At 46.6% G+C, this 15,551-nt stretch carries 12 protein-coding genes, 3 tRNA genes and 1 rRNA gene; 9 read left to right on the top strand and 7 right to left on the bottom strand.

The window, feature by feature from the left end; translation table 11 throughout:
• Nucleotides 1–304: 304 nt before the first annotated feature.
• Both MJO46_RS07355 and pssA read right to left on the bottom strand, forming a co-directional pair.
• Nucleotides 305–1,530: ribosomal RNA gene (locus MJO46_RS07355) — 16S ribosomal RNA — on the bottom strand.
• Nucleotides 1,531–2,147: 617 nt separating this feature from the next.
• Nucleotides 2,148–2,984: a CDP-diacylglycerol--serine O-phosphatidyltransferase gene (gene pssA, locus MJO46_RS07360; protein ID WP_253988762.1), complete on the bottom strand. Its 837-nt coding sequence runs from the start codon at nucleotides 2,982–2,984 to the stop codon at nucleotides 2,148–2,150.
• A 101-nt stretch (nucleotides 2,985–3,085) separates the two neighbouring features.
• On the opposite strand from pssA, the gene MJO46_RS07365 reads away from it, so the two are divergent.
• Nucleotides 3,086–3,544: a DUF4124 domain-containing protein gene (locus MJO46_RS07365; RefSeq protein WP_253988892.1), complete on the top strand. Its 459-nt coding sequence runs from the start codon at nucleotides 3,086–3,088 to the stop codon at nucleotides 3,542–3,544.
• Between the two features lie 119 nt (nucleotides 3,545–3,663).
• On the opposite strand, the gene clpB is transcribed toward MJO46_RS07365, so the two are convergent.
• The 3 genes from clpB to rluD form a co-directional block, all read right to left on the bottom strand.
• Complete coding sequence (gene clpB / locus MJO46_RS07370) at nucleotides 3,664–6,237, bottom strand: ATP-dependent chaperone ClpB (RefSeq protein ID WP_253988763.1); 2,574 nt, start codon at nucleotides 6,235–6,237, stop codon at nucleotides 3,664–3,666.
• Nucleotides 6,238–6,435: 198 nt separating this feature from the next.
• On the bottom strand, nucleotides 6,436–7,170 hold the full coding sequence (gene pgeF, locus MJO46_RS07375) for a peptidoglycan editing factor PgeF (protein ID WP_253988764.1): 735 nt from the start codon (nucleotides 7,168–7,170) through the stop codon (nucleotides 6,436–6,438).
• Nucleotides 7,171–8,145 carry a 23S rRNA pseudouridine(1911/1915/1917) synthase RluD gene (rluD, locus tag MJO46_RS07380; protein ID WP_253988765.1) on the bottom strand — a complete coding sequence of 325 codons (975 nt, stop codon included), beginning with the start codon at nucleotides 8,143–8,145 and terminating at the stop codon, nucleotides 7,171–7,173.
• 122 nt (nucleotides 8,146–8,267) lie between these two features.
• Between rluD and MJO46_RS07385 the strand changes: the two genes are divergently transcribed.
• From MJO46_RS07385 to hmpA, 6 genes are all read left to right on the top strand, one after another.
• A complete protein-coding gene (locus tag MJO46_RS07385) occupies nucleotides 8,268–9,029 on the top strand; it encodes an outer membrane protein assembly factor BamD (protein ID WP_198782565.1) in 762 nt (253 codons plus the stop codon).
• A 229-nt stretch (nucleotides 9,030–9,258) separates the two neighbouring features.
• Nucleotides 9,259–9,334: transfer RNA gene (locus MJO46_RS07390), tRNA-Phe, on the top strand.
• A 54-nt stretch (nucleotides 9,335–9,388) separates the two neighbouring features.
• Nucleotides 9,389–9,475: transfer RNA gene (locus tag MJO46_RS07395), tRNA-Leu, on the top strand.
• 44 nt (nucleotides 9,476–9,519) lie between these two features.
• A tRNA-Leu gene (locus MJO46_RS07400) sits at nucleotides 9,520–9,606 on the top strand.
• A gap of 163 nt (nucleotides 9,607–9,769) precedes the next feature.
• Nucleotides 9,770–11,395 carry a methyl-accepting chemotaxis protein gene (locus MJO46_RS07405; RefSeq protein ID WP_253988766.1) on the top strand — a complete coding sequence of 542 codons (1,626 nt, stop codon included), beginning with the start codon at nucleotides 9,770–9,772 and terminating at the stop codon, nucleotides 11,393–11,395.
• A 212-nt stretch (nucleotides 11,396–11,607) separates the two neighbouring features.
• The gene (gene hmpA / locus MJO46_RS07410; RefSeq protein ID WP_253988767.1) at nucleotides 11,608–12,801 is read left to right on the top strand and encodes an NO-inducible flavohemoprotein; all 1,194 of its coding nucleotides are present in this window, start codon (nucleotides 11,608–11,610) and stop codon (nucleotides 12,799–12,801) included.
• A 108-nt stretch (nucleotides 12,802–12,909) separates the two neighbouring features.
• Here hmpA and MJO46_RS07415 read toward each other — a convergent pair whose 3' ends face one another.
• Nucleotides 12,910–13,626 carry a pseudouridine synthase gene (locus MJO46_RS07415; RefSeq protein ID WP_253988768.1) on the bottom strand — a complete coding sequence of 239 codons (717 nt, stop codon included), beginning with the start codon at nucleotides 13,624–13,626 and terminating at the stop codon, nucleotides 12,910–12,912.
• A 61-nt stretch (nucleotides 13,627–13,687) separates the two neighbouring features.
• Nucleotides 13,688–14,311, bottom strand: a complete 624-nt coding sequence (locus MJO46_RS07420; protein ID WP_253988769.1) for a metalloregulator ArsR/SmtB family transcription factor — start codon at nucleotides 14,309–14,311, stop codon at nucleotides 13,688–13,690.
• A 146-nt stretch (nucleotides 14,312–14,457) separates the two neighbouring features.
• Between MJO46_RS07420 and MJO46_RS07425 the strand changes: the two genes are divergently transcribed.
• Together MJO46_RS07425 and MJO46_RS07430 are read left to right on the top strand one after the other, a co-directional pair.
• On the top strand, nucleotides 14,458–15,072 hold the full coding sequence (locus MJO46_RS07425) for an NADPH-dependent FMN reductase (protein ID WP_253988770.1): 615 nt from the start codon (nucleotides 14,458–14,460) through the stop codon (nucleotides 15,070–15,072).
• A gap of 52 nt (nucleotides 15,073–15,124) precedes the next feature.
• Entirely contained in the window at nucleotides 15,125–15,541 is a 417-nt protein-coding gene (locus tag MJO46_RS07430) for a VOC family protein (protein ID WP_253988771.1), read from the top strand.
• Nucleotides 15,542–15,551: the final 10 nt, after the last annotated feature.

Genomic DNA, 15,551 nt, shown 5'->3' on the forward strand with positions numbered 1-15,551 from the left:
CTTGCGTGAGCCACTTGAATTGTTGCGACCAGCTGGTTTTACTTGTCTCATCTTCGACCAAGAAGATGGACTCGCCTTAGACTTGAATATTCAAGACACTTAATAAAGTGTTTGAGAACTCAATGTTCAATGCTCTCGCATTAAACCTTTTTCGTATCAACACAACGACAGACATCATTGTGTTTAATACTATCAGCTTTCCAAATTGTTAAAGAACAAGCATCGCCGTTAAGACGTGCCACTCGCTCTACAAGAACAAGTTATCTGTGTGAACACTCAGCAAACATCGAGTTAGTCGTATAGGTAAGGAGGTGATCCAGCCCCAGGTTCCCCTAGGGCTACCTTGTTACGACTTCACCCCAGTCATGAACCACAAAGTGGTGAGCGCCCCCCCGAAGGTTAAGCTACCCACTTCTTTTGCAGCCCACTCCCATGGTGTGACGGGCGGTGTGTACAAGGCCCGGGAACGTATTCACCGTGGCATTCTGATCCACGATTACTAGCGATTCCGACTTCATGGAGTCGAGTTGCAGACTCCAATCCGGACTACGACGAGCTTTGTGAGATTAGCTCTACCTCGCGGCTTTGCAACCCTCTGTACTCGCCATTGTAGCACGTGTGTAGCCCTACTCGTAAGGGCCATGATGACTTGACGTCGTCCCCACCTTCCTCCGGTTTATCACCGGCAGTCTCCCTAGAGTTCCCACCATTACGTGCTGGCAAATAAGGATAGGGGTTGCGCTCGTTGCGGGACTTAACCCAACATTTCACAACACGAGCTGACGACAGCCATGCAGCACCTGTCTCAGAGTTCCCGAAGGCACTAAGCTATCTCTAGCGAATTCTCTGGATGTCAAGAGTAGGTAAGGTTCTTCGCGTTGCATCGAATTAAACCACATGCTCCACCGCTTGTGCGGGCCCCCGTCAATTCATTTGAGTTTTAACCTTGCGGCCGTACTCCCCAGGCGGTCTACTTAATGCGTTAGCTTGAGAGCCCAGTGTTCAAGACACCAAACTCCGAGTAGACATCGTTTACGGCGTGGACTACCAGGGTATCTAATCCTGTTTGCTCCCCACGCTTTCGTGCATGAGCGTCAGTCTTTGTCCAGGGGGCCGCCTTCGCCACCGGTATTCCTCCAGATCTCTACGCATTTCACCGCTACACCTGGAATTCTACCCCCCTCTACAAGACTCTAGTTCGCCAGTTCGAAATGCTATTCCTAGGTTGAGCCCAGGGCTTTCACATCTCGCTTAACAAACCGCCTGCGCACGCTTTACGCCCAGTAATTCCGATTAACGCTCGGACCCTCCGTATTACCGCGGCTGCTGGCACGGAGTTAGCCGGTCCTTCTTCTGTAGGTAACGTCACAGCTACAGTTTATTAAACTGCAACCTTTCCTCCCTACTGAAAGTGCTTTACAACCCGAAGGCCTTCTTCACACACGCGGCATGGCTGCATCAGGGTTTCCCCCATTGTAAACTCCCTTGTGCTGCCGCTCGACATATTGCTATGAACACTCATTATTACATTGATTTAATTCTTTGACTGCCAACCCTAAGGCTAAGCAGTTTCGATTAACTCAACACCTGTGAGTGTCCACACAGATTTCTTGTTTTATCTTGTTAGAGAGCAACTCAACCTCATAAGAGAGGGTAAGTACCATACTGAGCGCCGAACGCTTCCAGTTGGCTAGGGCTGCGTATTTTACGCATTTCCCGTTTCGCGTCAAGGAGTATTTTCAACTTCTTGCTGCGCTTGAATTAAGTGCTTAAAAGCTGCTCAATTCAACCTCACTCGTCAGCTTGCTTTCGCTGTCTGCCGTGTCAGTGGATGCGCATTATAGGGAGCAGAAGATTTTGTGCAAGGGCTTTTTTAACAATTAACGCCAAACGAACAAATAACCAGCAAAACGCACACTAAAAGGGATATTCCCCTTGGGTTGGTAAGTTTGGCATAGGAATTTTAGGAGTGTAGAGAATTTAATAGACCAAATGTACATAAACAGTTAGTGGTGGAAGCTTTTAGCTATATCAGCCAAATCAGCCAACATTCCCGTGGTTAGCTGATTTGAATGACATTCTTATGTTCAATCTATCAAGGCAAGTGTACCTAACATATATCTGGAGTGAGAAAGTGAAATATCCCGTTAAGGCTTACCTTCTTCATGTCTATTTTGGGGTTCGGCTTCTATATCAGCGGCAGTCGCTATATCAGTGTCAATTTCGCTTGGTTCATTATCACCAACTACATGGGCAACCTTTAATTTTCTTACTGTTCTAATCGTAATGACAGGGCCCGATATCGCATAGAGGTAGAAACCGATACACAGGATCAGCGCAGGTTGAACCGATACCACCACAAATACGCCCACAACCAGTAAGATGGCAATGAAGTTCACCTTACCGCGCCAATCAATCTCTTTAAAAGAGTGATAACGGAAATTACTCACCATCAATAAGCCTGTTGCCGCAGTCACAAGACCCGCAATCCAGCTGATATTTTTGCCATCTAAGCTGTACTGATTTCCTAGCCAAATACTGCTGGCGATTACGGCAGCTGCGGCTGGACTGGCAAGTCCTTGGAAATAGCGCTTATCAGCTACGCCAACTTGCGTATTAAAACGCGCAAGCCTTAGGGCGGCACCGGCGCAATAAATAAACGCCGCTAGCCAACCTATTTTACCTAAATCGGCTAACGCCCAATTATAGGCAAGTAATGCGGGCGCCATGCCAAAGGACACCATGTCTGCCATACTGTCATACTCTGCGCCAAAATCACTTTGGGTATTCGTGAGTCTTGCGACTCGGCCATCGAGACCATCGCAGATCATTGCGACAAATATCGCAATCGCCGCGGCTTCAAAATTGGCATTCATCGAGGCAATCACAGCATAAAAACCCGAAAATAACCCTGCTGTGGTAAATAGATTGGGCAGTAAATAGATACCTTTATTCTTTACTGTTTGATTCGAAGAATTTTGCATACACTTATTAAGTTATAAGCTGGAGAGAAAGTAAGCTTCAAGATAGCATATTTTACTAGCATGTCGATGAGCGACAATGAGGGATGATACCCATGTTAAAGATGACTAGATTAACGGCGCCGCTATTTTACATAGTTGGGCTCTGTTTGTTAGGACAACCCGTAATTGCAGGTGTGATTTACACTTGGGTTGATGAACAGGGTGTCACGCATTACAGCCAACAACCACCAGAACAAGAACAACAGAAAGCCAATCAACTCTATAGTGAAGATATTGAACCGGCCAAAGTAGGTTATGTAGCACCGACCAAAAAAGAACAACCACAAGAAGTGAGTGAACTGGAAAAATCGGCGGCACTCATTAAAGAAAAAGATGCTAAACAAGCTCAGTCGATCTGTGAAAATGCCAAACATAATTTGGATGTACTGACGACACACAACCAGCTTATTCGCCAGAGTGAAGATCCAACCAAGGAGCCTGAGGCTATGACCGAAGAAGAAAGGCAAGCCGCTATTGCACAGCAGCAGGAGAGAATTAAACTTTTCTGTGAAAAAAAATAGTCCCCATATAAAAGAGCCGAGTCAATACTCGGCTCTTTTACTATTTAAGAGATAACTCTTGATTTAGCCATTCTCGCACTAAGCCATCAATCGACTTCTTACTGCTTAATCGCTAACTCTTACTGCTCGAACGCTAGCTCGCCACCCGCACAGCTGACCTTGATCGGTTTACCCGGTAACAAGTCGCCACGCAGTAATTTCTGCGCCAGCGGGTTTTCGACTTCTTGCTGCAATGCCCGTTTCAAGGGTCTTGCGCCATACACAGGATCGAAACCAATTTCCGCAATCAGTGATAATGCGTCGTCGGTGATCTCCAATGTATAGTCCTTTTCCGCCAAACGTTGGCGTAAGGAAGCAATCTGTATCGAAGCAATACGTTTGATATTGGCAGCATCCAATGGATGGAACACCACAGATTCATCGATACGGTTTAAAAACTCGGGTCTGAAACTGTGAGTCACCACATTCATTACCGACGCTTTCATCTCTGCATAGGTCACATGGCCAAATCCTTCTTGGATAATGTCGGAGCCTAAGTTCGAGGTCATAATGATCACTGTGTTTCTAAAATCAACAGTGCGACCTTGACCATCGGTTAAGCGTCCATCATCAAGCACTTGTAGTAAGATGTTAAACACATCGGGGTGCGCTTTCTCAACTTCGTCGAGCAATATCACCGAGTAAGGTTTACGGCGCACGGCTTCCGTTAAGTAACCGCCCTCCTCATAACCTACGTATCCTGGAGGGGCGCCCACTAAACGCGATACTGAGTGTTTTTCCATAAACTCAGACATATCGATGCGCACTAAAGCCGATTCGGTATCGAATAAAAACTTCGCCAGTGATTTACACAGCTCAGTTTTACCGACGCCCGTTGGGCCTAAGAACAGGAAAGAGCCAATCGGACGGTTCGGATCCGCAAGACCCGCACGGCTACGACGAATCGCGTTTGCCACAGCATCAACGGCTTCGTTTTGGCCGATAACCCGCTCGTGTAGCGCCACTTCCATTTGCAGTAATTTTTCGCGCTCACCTTCAAGCATTTTCGAGACAGGAATTCCCGTTGCTTTCGATAGCACTTCGGCAATTTCAAGCTCAGTGACTTTGTTACGTAACAAGGTCATATCCTGCATTTCGGCCTGTGACGCCAAATCGAGCTGTTTCTCAAGCTCAGGAATACGGCCATATTGCAGCTCAGACATCCGAGTTAAATCACCCGCGCGGCGAGCCACTTCTAAGTCCATCCGAGCCTGTTCGAGATCGGCTTTAATGTGCTGAGTTCCTGCCAATGCGGCTTTTTCAGTACGCCAAATTTCGTTAAGTTCAGATGCCTTAGCTTCAACTTCGTGCAATTCAACTCGAAGATGATCGAGTCTACGGCGGCTCGCCTCGTCATTCTCTTTGGCTAACGCTTGCTCCTCCAGTTTGAGCTGGATTGCACGACGTTCGAGCCTGTCGAGTGACTCTGGCTTTGAGTCCATCTGCATGCGGATGCTGGATGCCGCTTCGTCGATCAAATCGATCGCCTTATCCGGCAATTTACGGTCCGACACATAACGGTGCGACATGGTCGCCGCCGCCACAATCGCCGGATCGGTAATTTCCACATGGTGATGCAGCTCGTAGCGTTCTTTCAGTCCACGCAAAATGGCGATGGTGTCTTCAACGCTGGGCTCATCCACCAGCACTTTTTGGAAACGTCGTTCAAGGGCCGCATCTTTTTCAATATACTGACGATACTCATCGAGCGTGGTCGCGCCCACACAGTGTAAATCACCACGTGCCAATGCAGGTTTAAGCATATTACCCGCATCCATTGCGCCCTCACCTTTACCAGCACCGACCATAGTGTGCAGTTCGTCGATAAAGAGGATCACTTGACCTTCTTCCTGCGCCAACTCGTTAAGCACGGCTTTTAAGCGCTCTTCAAACTCACCGCGATATTTAGCACCCGCTATCAATGAGCCCATATCGAGGGATAAAACCCGTTTATTTTTAATCCCCTCGGGGACTTCACCATTAACAATACGCTGGGCAAGTCCTTCAACAATCGCCGTTTTACCCACACCCGGTTCACCGATAAGGACTGGATTGTTTTTACTGCGACGTTGCAGAACTTGAATGGTGCGGCGAATTTCATCGTCACGACCAATCACAGGATCTAACTTGCCCTGCTCGGCACGCTCGGTCAGATCGATAGTAAATTTCTTCAGCGCTTGGCGTTGATCTTCGGCATTAGGATCATCCACTTTTTGGCCGCCGCGTACTTGTTCAATGGTTTGCTCCATGAGCTCTTTGGTCGCACCGGACTTTTTCAAACATTGAGCCAAGGCATCACTGCCTTCTAATGCCGCCAGCACAAACAATTCACTGGAGATATATTTGTCTTTACGCTTTTGCGCTAACTTATCGCACAGGTTTAATAAACGAATTAACCCTTGAGATAATTGCACATCGCCGCCAGAGCCTTCGACTTGGGGTAAGCGTTCTAATTCTTGGCTAAGTAGCGAGCGCAGCGCACTCACCCGAATACCAGCCTGGGTCAATAAGGGATGGATAGAACCAGAATCTTGGTTAAGCAGTGCCATCATCAAATGTAGCGGTTCGATAAACTGATGATCACGCCCAAGTGCGAGCGACTGGGCATCTGAGATGGCAAGCTGGAATTTATTGGTCATACGATCGAGTCGCATACAGCCTCCTAAAACTCACATATTAGATATATGCCAATCCACCAGATACCTTACCAAATGAACGGCTTTGAAGCAGCGTGTCAGATGGAGAGTTCAAAATAGGATTGGTATTACATTTCGTTAGTTAAAAGATGGGGACTATTTAGCCAATTTCAAGCAACGGGAAGGGAATTAAATACAAATAGTAGGGGAATTTGCTTAAGACTTAAGCCAGATCAATGAAGCCATGCGTCCCGTCACTTTATCGCGGCGATAGGAGAAATAATCTGGGCTAGAGACAGTACAAATATCGGCACTATAAATATGGTTTACTCCAAGTAAACTCAAGCGCAATTTGGCCAAACCAATGATATCGGCAAGAAACTTATCACCACTTGGAATAAAACACCCTGCCGCCTGGGGATGCAAACTACAGAATGCCTGCTTTACTTCGGCGCCGACTTCAAATTTTTGCGGACCAATAGCCGGGCCAAGGTAGGCAATCAACTCACCCATAGGTGAACTAAACTGCGCCGCAGTGGCCTCTATCACACCATCACACAGGCCGCGCCATCCCGCATGGGCCGCCGCAACCTCAGTGCCTGCATGATTGCACAGCAACACAGGTAAACAATCTGCCGTCATCACAACGCAAACTCGTCCAGTGGTTCGGCTGTAACTGGCATCGGCAATCGGAGTATTCGCAGCATAACCTAGGTTAAGCGTGTCTAGATTGAGCACATGAGTGCCATGTACTTGTTCGAGCCAAATAGGCTCGGCAATTAACGCTAATTGTTTGCAGAGTAACTCACGATTAGCCATCACCCGCTCAGGTGTATCACCGACATGCAGCCCAAGATTCAGACTGCCATAGGGATGCTCGCTCACACCACCATGACGATTTGTCATAGCGATGCCAACATTAGCGGGAACGGGCCAATCGTGATTAAACACTTACAAATACTCGATCGGATGCTCGAGTGTGTCTTGACGCAGTGCTTTGGTCAAAATCACCATATCCTCAGGAATTGGCGCCTGCCAGCTCATGATTTCACAGCTCACAGGATGCGCTAACTCGAGACGCACAGCATGCAATGCTTGGCGTTTAAAGTTTTTCAAAATCTCAAAAAACTCTGGGCTCGCGGCCTTTGGTGGTTTTGGACGGCCACCATAAACAGGATCGCCTACCAATACGTGGCCAATGTATTCCATATGCACACGGATTTGGTGAGTACGGCCAGATTCAAGGCGCAATCTTAGACGAGTGTGGTTACGGAATTTCTCCGCCACACGGTAATGCGTCACCGCAGGTTTACCTGAATGGTGCACCGCCATGTGAGTACGTTTAGTGGGATGACGGCCAATCGGCTCATCCACAGTACCGCCACCTGTCATAGTGCCCATCACAATCGCTTCGTATTCACGGGTGATTTCACGGGCTTGCAATGCAGCGACTAGGTGAGTTTGTGCCTCAACAGTTTTTGCTACGACCATCAAACCGGTAGTATCTTTATCGAGACGGTGCACAATACCTGCGCGCGGCACATGCTCAATATCGGGGCAATGGTGCAAAAGTGCATTCATCAGCGTACCATCAGCATTACCCGCACCTGGATGGACAACTAAGCCAGCTTGTTTGTTGATAACCAAAATATGGTCATCTTCGTAGACAATATTCAGCTCAATGGCCTGCGCCGCCGCATGCACTTCTTCTTCAAGTGTGGCTGCAATTTCGATCTGTTGTAGCTCAAATACTTTCTCGCGAGGCTTATTAACAACCACGCCGTCAACATAAACTGCATCAGATAGGATCCATTCCTTGATGCGCGTGCGCGAGTAATCTGGGAACAACTCAGCCAGAGCCTGATCTAATCTCAGGCCAGTTTGTGTTGCCGAAATCTCGCTTTTTAGATTAATCTCTTGTGTCATAGGAACCGTATCCCCATTTAGGGGTCAAAAAATGTGTGCTATCTGTTACAATCGGATGTTTTCTATTTTATAGTGAAATGGAAAAATTCTTAACTACAACTTAAAAAGAATTGAATTCAAGTATGTATAAATTTTCCAAAGGCGTAACCTTAGTCCTATTTTCACTAGCGTTATCAGCCTGTAGTAGCAGTCCTGAAGATAACGACATTGCCGCAAAAACCTCACCTGACGTACTTTATTCTCAGGCAAGAACCTCAATGGAGCTTGGCAATTACTCAAAAGCGGTCCGTTCTTTGGAAGCATTAGACTCTCGCTTCCCCTTCGGCCCCCATAAAACTCAAGTCCAATTAGATTTGATTTATGCGTACTACAAAATGGATGATGTCGCTTCAGGCATTGCCAATATAGACAGATTTATCCGTCTAAACCCAACCCATCCCGATATTGATTACGTCTACTACATGCGTGGACTCGTCAATATGCAAGCGGACAGCTACATGTTCCACGATATGTTAAATATCGACCGAACTGACCGCGATCCTAAAAATGCTCAAGATGCTTTCAAGGATTTTGAACGTTTAATTAAAACCTACCCTAACAGCAAATATGCCGCCGATGCACAAAAGCGCATGTTATCGCTGAAGAATCGCTTGGCAAAATATTCAATTCAAGTTGCCGAGTATTATCTCAAGATGAATGCTTGGAGCGCCGCGGCAATCCGAGCTCAATCAGTGCTAGAAACATACCCAGGCACCCCTTCAACCGAACGGGCATTAGAGATAATGATAGAAGCTTATGGCGAATTAGGTCAGAACCAACTGAAGCAAAACGTGCTAATGGTAATGCAAGCTAACTTCCCAAACAATGAAATCTTATCGAACTAGCCAAGAATGCCCCTTTTAAAGGGGCATTTTTTTAGCTCTACGCTAAACATTTTGATTATTCTACTACCGCTAGCCCTATGCCTTTATTGATGATTTGCCCCCGAGTATTCCCCTAATCTACTGTTGTGTACCCTATTCGAGTAAAACTTATGCAACCACACCGATTTTTACTCGATTTAGTAAAAATCTATTGACTCAAAAGCCGAAAAGCCTTTAAATTGCGCCCGTCGCCCGAATAGCTCAGTCGGTAGAGCAGAGGATTGAAAATCCTCGTGTCCCTGGTTCGATTCCGGGTTCGGGCACCATCTTTAATTTGGTTGCCGATGCGACCAGAGTTAAAGAATTGCAATAGGTACAGTGCAGGTGTGGTGGAATTGGTAGACACGCCAGCTTCAGGTGCTGGTGCTCGCAAGGGCGTGGAGGTTCAAGTCCTCTCACCTGTACCAAATTGCAATTCAAGTTTTGATTCGGTTAAAGGCCGAATACCAATGCAGATGTGGTGGAATTGGTAGACACGCCAGCTTCAGGTGCTGGTGCTCGCAAGGGCGTGGAGGTTCAAGTCCTCTCATCTGTACCAACATTTAAACCTCGCTTAGCGAGGTTTTTTTGTTTCTGCAATAAAATATTTTCCACTTTCCCCTAATTTCCCCAACTTTGCTATAACTAATCTTACAGGCTCATCATAGGGATAGCTCGAGCTCTGCCTAAAGGACTCTCTTAGTTCTACCGAGGCAATCCATATGAACGGCCTACAGATCAAACAAAAAATGTTTATCGGCATTCTGGTACCACTTTTAATGCTACTGGTTATCGGTTTTATCGCTATTAATATGATGGGAAAAATCGAGTCGGGTGTTGAACGTATCTATAACGACAGAGTGGTGCCACTGGATGATTTAAAAGTCATTGCCGATAAATACGCAGTCGATGTCATTGATGCTGTGAATAAAGCCAATGCCGGTGGATTTAGTGCCTCCCAGACTATCGATGCACTTGAAAGTGCAAGATCTATGGTTAATCAACACTGGCAAAAATACCTCGCCACGGAATTAACCAGAGAAGAATCACAACTGGCGCAACAGGCTGAACACTTATTTTCACCTGCAAACCAACAGATTGAACAACTTATCTCGCGCTTACGGCTAGTCAATGGAAATATTGCCCACCAACTCAACGCCGATATCTTACCCCTCTACCAAGCGGTCGATCCCATCAGCGGAAAAATCTCAGAATTAATTGCACTGCAAATCCAAATAGCAGGACAAGAGAAGGATGCCGTCAATGAAATGTATCAATCTTCCATCTCTATCTTCGCGGTCTTGGCAGGGTTTGCCATGCTGATCAGCATAGGCATTGGACTCTGGGTTAATCGCAGTGTTATGGCTCCCATCAGCGATATAGTCACTAAACTCAAGACGATTCATCAAGACTCAGATCTGACCGTCAAGTTTAAGATGTTCAACGATGATGAATTAGGCCAAATATCCACGAGTCTCACCCAAGTTATTGAGCACTTAAGGGGTATTTTAAATTCGATTGCAGAGGCAGCAACCACAGTCAATGACTCTGCAAACGATCTCAGTGGCTTTACTCAAGCGACGAATAAACGTATGCAGCAACAGCAGGCCGAGACCGAACAAACCGCAACCGCGATGAATGAAATGACAGCGACGGTTGCCGAAGTCGCCCAAAGTGCTGCCGCCGCGGCGGATTCCGCCAAAGACGCCGATACCTATGCCGCCAATGGTAACCACATTGTGATGCAGTCCATTAACAGTATGTCGCAGCTGTCAGATCAAATTCAAAAAACGGCCCAAGTGATTGGCGTGCTATCCAATGAAAGCCAGAACATTGGCCGCGTGCTCGATGTGATTAAGAGTATTGCTGAGCAAACCAATCTATTGGCCCTAAATGCGGCCATTGAAGCGGCTCGTGCCGGTGAACAGGGTCGTGGCTTTGCGGTGGTTGCCGATGAGGTAAGAACACTCGCCCAACGAACTCAAAAGTCCACCCAGGAGATTGAAGCAATGATCGCCACCCTGCAACTCGGCGTCAAAGAAGCCGTTAATGCGATGGAACTAGGGATAAATCAAGTTGATGATGCCAATGATAAAGCCAATCAGGCGGGCCAAGCATTGAAGGAAATCGTCACCTCAGTGGATAGCATCACTGAGCTAAATACCCACATAGCGACCGCAGCGGAAGAACAGAGTAGCGTAGCAGAGAGCATTAACCGCAGTATTATTGCCATTAGTGATATTGCAGAACACTCGACAACGTCCGCGGCTGAGTTAAGTGAGTCGGTGATAAATCTAACAAAACTCGCCAGCAGTATGCGTAATCAAGTCAGTGCATTTAGGCTCTAATTGACCAAAACATGACTCAATAGCTGTTCCAAACCATAGAACATTTGATTAAACGAGCACAATTAGGCTCCATAGTGTAATGCTCAATCGCCATGCCTAAGACTTGCATGGCGCATGCCATCTAGCACCTTAAGGAATAATTGCATTAATCCAAATCAAATGAATCTTTAAAATGCAAAACGAATATTATTTTTGCATGTTAAGGATTTTCTATGTTGGACAGCCGTACAATTGAAGTTATTAAAAGCACTATTCCCCTTTTAGAATCAGCAGGCCCCGCCCTCACTACTCACTTTTATGAACGTATGTTCAAACATAATCCTGAGTTAAAGGATGTCTTTAACTTGGCACATCAGCATTCTGGTGGTCAGCCAGTAGCCCTGTTCAACGCCGTTGCAGCCTATGCAAAAAATATTGAAAACCTCGCCGCACTCGGCTCAGCGGTAGAACGCATTGCCCATAAACATACGGGGTTTTTAATTAAACCTGAGCAGTATGCAATTGTCGGCAGCCATTTATTGGCAACCCTTAAAGAATTAGGTGGCGATGCGGTAACAGAAGAAGTATTAGAAGCATGGGCGCAAGCCTATGGATTTTTAGCCAACATATTTATCCAAAGAGAAGCACAAATCTATCAAACACATGCAGAGCAAGATGGCGGTTGGTTGGGTGAGCGTCCGTTTATTATTAGTGCGAAAAACACTGAGTCTGCAGTCATCACCTCCTTTATATTGACCCCCGAAGATGGTAAGCCTGTTAAAGATTTTACCCCAGGTCAGTATTTAAGTTTAAAACTAACACACCCCAATTTGGAGTATGAAGAAATCCGCCAATACTCCCTCTCAGATGCGCCAAATGGCAAGAGTTATCGTATCAGCGTTAAGCGCGAACTAGGTGGCAAAGTGTCGAATCTGCTACACGATATGCTGCAAGTCGGTGACAGAATAGCGGTTATGCCGCCAGCGGGGGACTTTACCCTCGACGTCGCAGCGCAAACGCCGGTCGTGCTCATTTCCGCAGGTGTAGGTCAAACACCGATGAAGAGCATGTTAAATCAACTACTAAAACAGAAACACCCTAGCCCTATTACGTGGTTACACGCCTGTGAGCAAGGCGCCGTACACGGCTTTAAACATGCGCTCCACGCCAAACGCCAGCAGCACAGTAATCTGAAAAGCCATATTTGGTATCGCGAGCCTAGCTCGAACGATATATTTGGCGAAGATTATGATTTTGAAGGACAAATGGAATTAAACAAAGTCGCAGATCAACTGTCTCCCCATGCTCGTTACTATTTCTGCGGACCTATCGGATTTATGTCAGCGATCAAGCAACAATTGCTAACTTTAGGTGTCGCAGTTGAAAACATGCACTATGAGGTGTTCGGTCCACACGCCGATCTCTAGTGGCTTATCACGGGCTTGGGGGAATAGACTCTCAAGCCCGTTTTTATGCTTAACATGGCCAACGCTAGCGACAAAAATGATGGGATTAGCGGACGTGCCCTCTGGGTTTTATCCATGTTTCCGGATAGAGGCCACTTCAGCGATGGTAAGCGAGCGGCTCTCACCCGGTGCCAGTTGTTGATCTAGCACAATATCGCCTATTGATACTCTATGCAGACCAACCACTGGATTACGAAATCGGCCAAACATGCGTTTAATTTGATGGTACTTACCTTCCCTCAGCGTCACCTCAGCCACATGGTCACCGAGGATCGTAAGCTTAGCAGCTTGCGTCCTAATATCCTCAAATCCGAAATACATCCCCTCAGCAAATGCGGCAATGTAATCCTCCGTTAGGGGATTAGCGAGCGTGACCCGATATACTTTTTCAACCTTCTGCGTGGGCGACATCAGCGCCTCTGACCAGCGACTGTCATTAGTCAGCAATAATAATCCTGAAGAATTTAAGTCTAATCGACCCGCAATGTGCAGCTCCTCACGTTGCTCGCAGTTGAGTAGCTCGATGACGGTTTTATGCTGATCATCTTTAGTGGCACTCACCACACCTATGGGTTTATGCAACATAATATAGATGGGGCTGTTAGCCTGTAAAATTTGCCCATCGAGCTGGATATGGGAAAACTCATCCACTTGTCTATCCATCTCTTTCATAATCTGGCCGTCAACCCGCACACGGCCAGCGAGCAATACATCTCGCACTAATTTGCGGGGAATTTGCAGCTTTGCTCCCAGAAATCTATCGAGCCGACCACGTTTAGATTGCATAACACCTCGACATATTTACCCTAAATAATCCATAAAAAGTGGCTTCCAATATCGACCTCAATCACTGGCCGAGGGGATGCATTCGATAAGCACAACGGCGCGCGCCTTCGATGATATGTTCTTCACGGCTCACTAGGGCGATATCGGCGAATAACTGCTGAAAAAGTTGCAATTCAGAGCGGCAAAAGTTTAAGCAATGAGTTGCTGCAGCGCAGATAGGACAGTGATTTTCAAGTAAAAAATACACCCCATCGATTTGCTCTATCGTCGCCATATAACCTTCGTTTGAGCGCAATTGTGCGAGTATCGCTAAACGTGTCGGGATATCTGTCGCCCCCAGCATAGCGGCACTATATTGGAGCAACGCACTTTGTTCCCTATGGTCGATAAGCTGATCTAAACCTCTATCACCAAAAATCATTTTAACAGAATCAATCAGTTGTACCGTCAACTCTCCATGGCGATCGGCAAAGTGGGTTCGGCTTTGCTCGGTCAAGCCCCAGTAACGCGTTGGTCGACCACGGCCTTCGACTCTATCTTCAATATCCACATCGCCAGCCTCTTCCAAAGCTTGCAGATGTTGACGCACGCCCATAGTCGTTAACGCCAATTCCTCCGCTAAGGTTTTAGCGGTGAGCGGGCCATGCAACTTGAGCAATTGAATAATCTTATCAGTGGTTTTCATTTGAGATCTCCAGTCTTCCCAACGGATTATCCCCCAATCGCCCGCTTTTTAACAGATTAAATAAACTTTTTTATTTACTTTATCCTTTACAAGATTAAATAAAGCAATTACCTTATAAATAATTTATAAACAAATAGGTTTACTTAATGAAATTACTCATCATCAGCACCAGCCAAAGATCCGACTCCCAGAGCGCTAAAGTCGGTCGTTATATCGCCGAAAGCAGTTTCTCATCGCCCCACGATATGGGTTACGACAGCATACATCACTTAGAGTTATGCCAATTTAACCTGCCCTTTTGGGATGGCGAGGAAGACAACAAGGGCGAACACTGGTCCGAAATAGAGCAAAGAGTCGATGAAGCCGACGCGCTAGTGCTAATCACCCCAGAATGGGGTGGCATGGCATCGCCATTACTGAAGAATTTCTTATTAATGTGTACTCGCCAAGAAACTGCCCATAAACCGGCACTGTTAATTTCAGTATCGACAGGAATTAGCGGCACCTATCCTATAGTTGAAGTAAAGATGAATGCACTCAAAAACAATAAATTAGTCCCTATTCCCGATCATTTGATTATTCGAAATGTCAGCAATGTACTCAATGCCATTCCCGAGGGTGAACGTGATATCGCGCTCAGGGAAAGAGTGCAATATAGTTTACATATGCTGCATCAATACGCCCAAGCACTGGCCCCCATTCGTGAGCGACACGCAACGCAGGCGTACCCCAAGCAGCAGGAATATTGCTACGGTATGTGAGCGGCTTGCAATTTAAACCACCAACGACAAACCCCATGACAAGGAACGCATTATGATCCATTTAGAGCATATTAACTTAGTGGTAGATGACATCCCCGCAGCACTACGCTTTTATCAAGCGGCATTTCCCCACTGGCGCGTACGCGGCGGCGATAAAGGCACTTGGTACGGCAAGCCCCGTAATTGGATCCATTTTGGCGATGGTTATCAATACATTGCTTTTAGTGACAATGGCGAAGGCGAAAACCGAGATTTAACGGGCCACCAAATAGGCCTAGCGCATTTTGCCTTTGTGACCGACAACTTAGATGCCGTGATCGCCAGATTAACTCAAGCAGGCTTTCCGATTGCCAAAGAAGGTATGGACGATCCCTATCGCCGCAATATTTACTTCTTCGACGCCCATGGCTTCGAAGTGGAGTTTGTGGAGTATTTGAGTGATATTCCCACAGAACGCAATCGTTATTGATGCGTTACTT

Origin of the sequence: Shewanella sp. KJ2020 (assembly GCF_024197625.1) — a bacterium.
Lineage (GTDB): Bacteria > Pseudomonadota > Gammaproteobacteria > Enterobacterales > Shewanellaceae > Shewanella.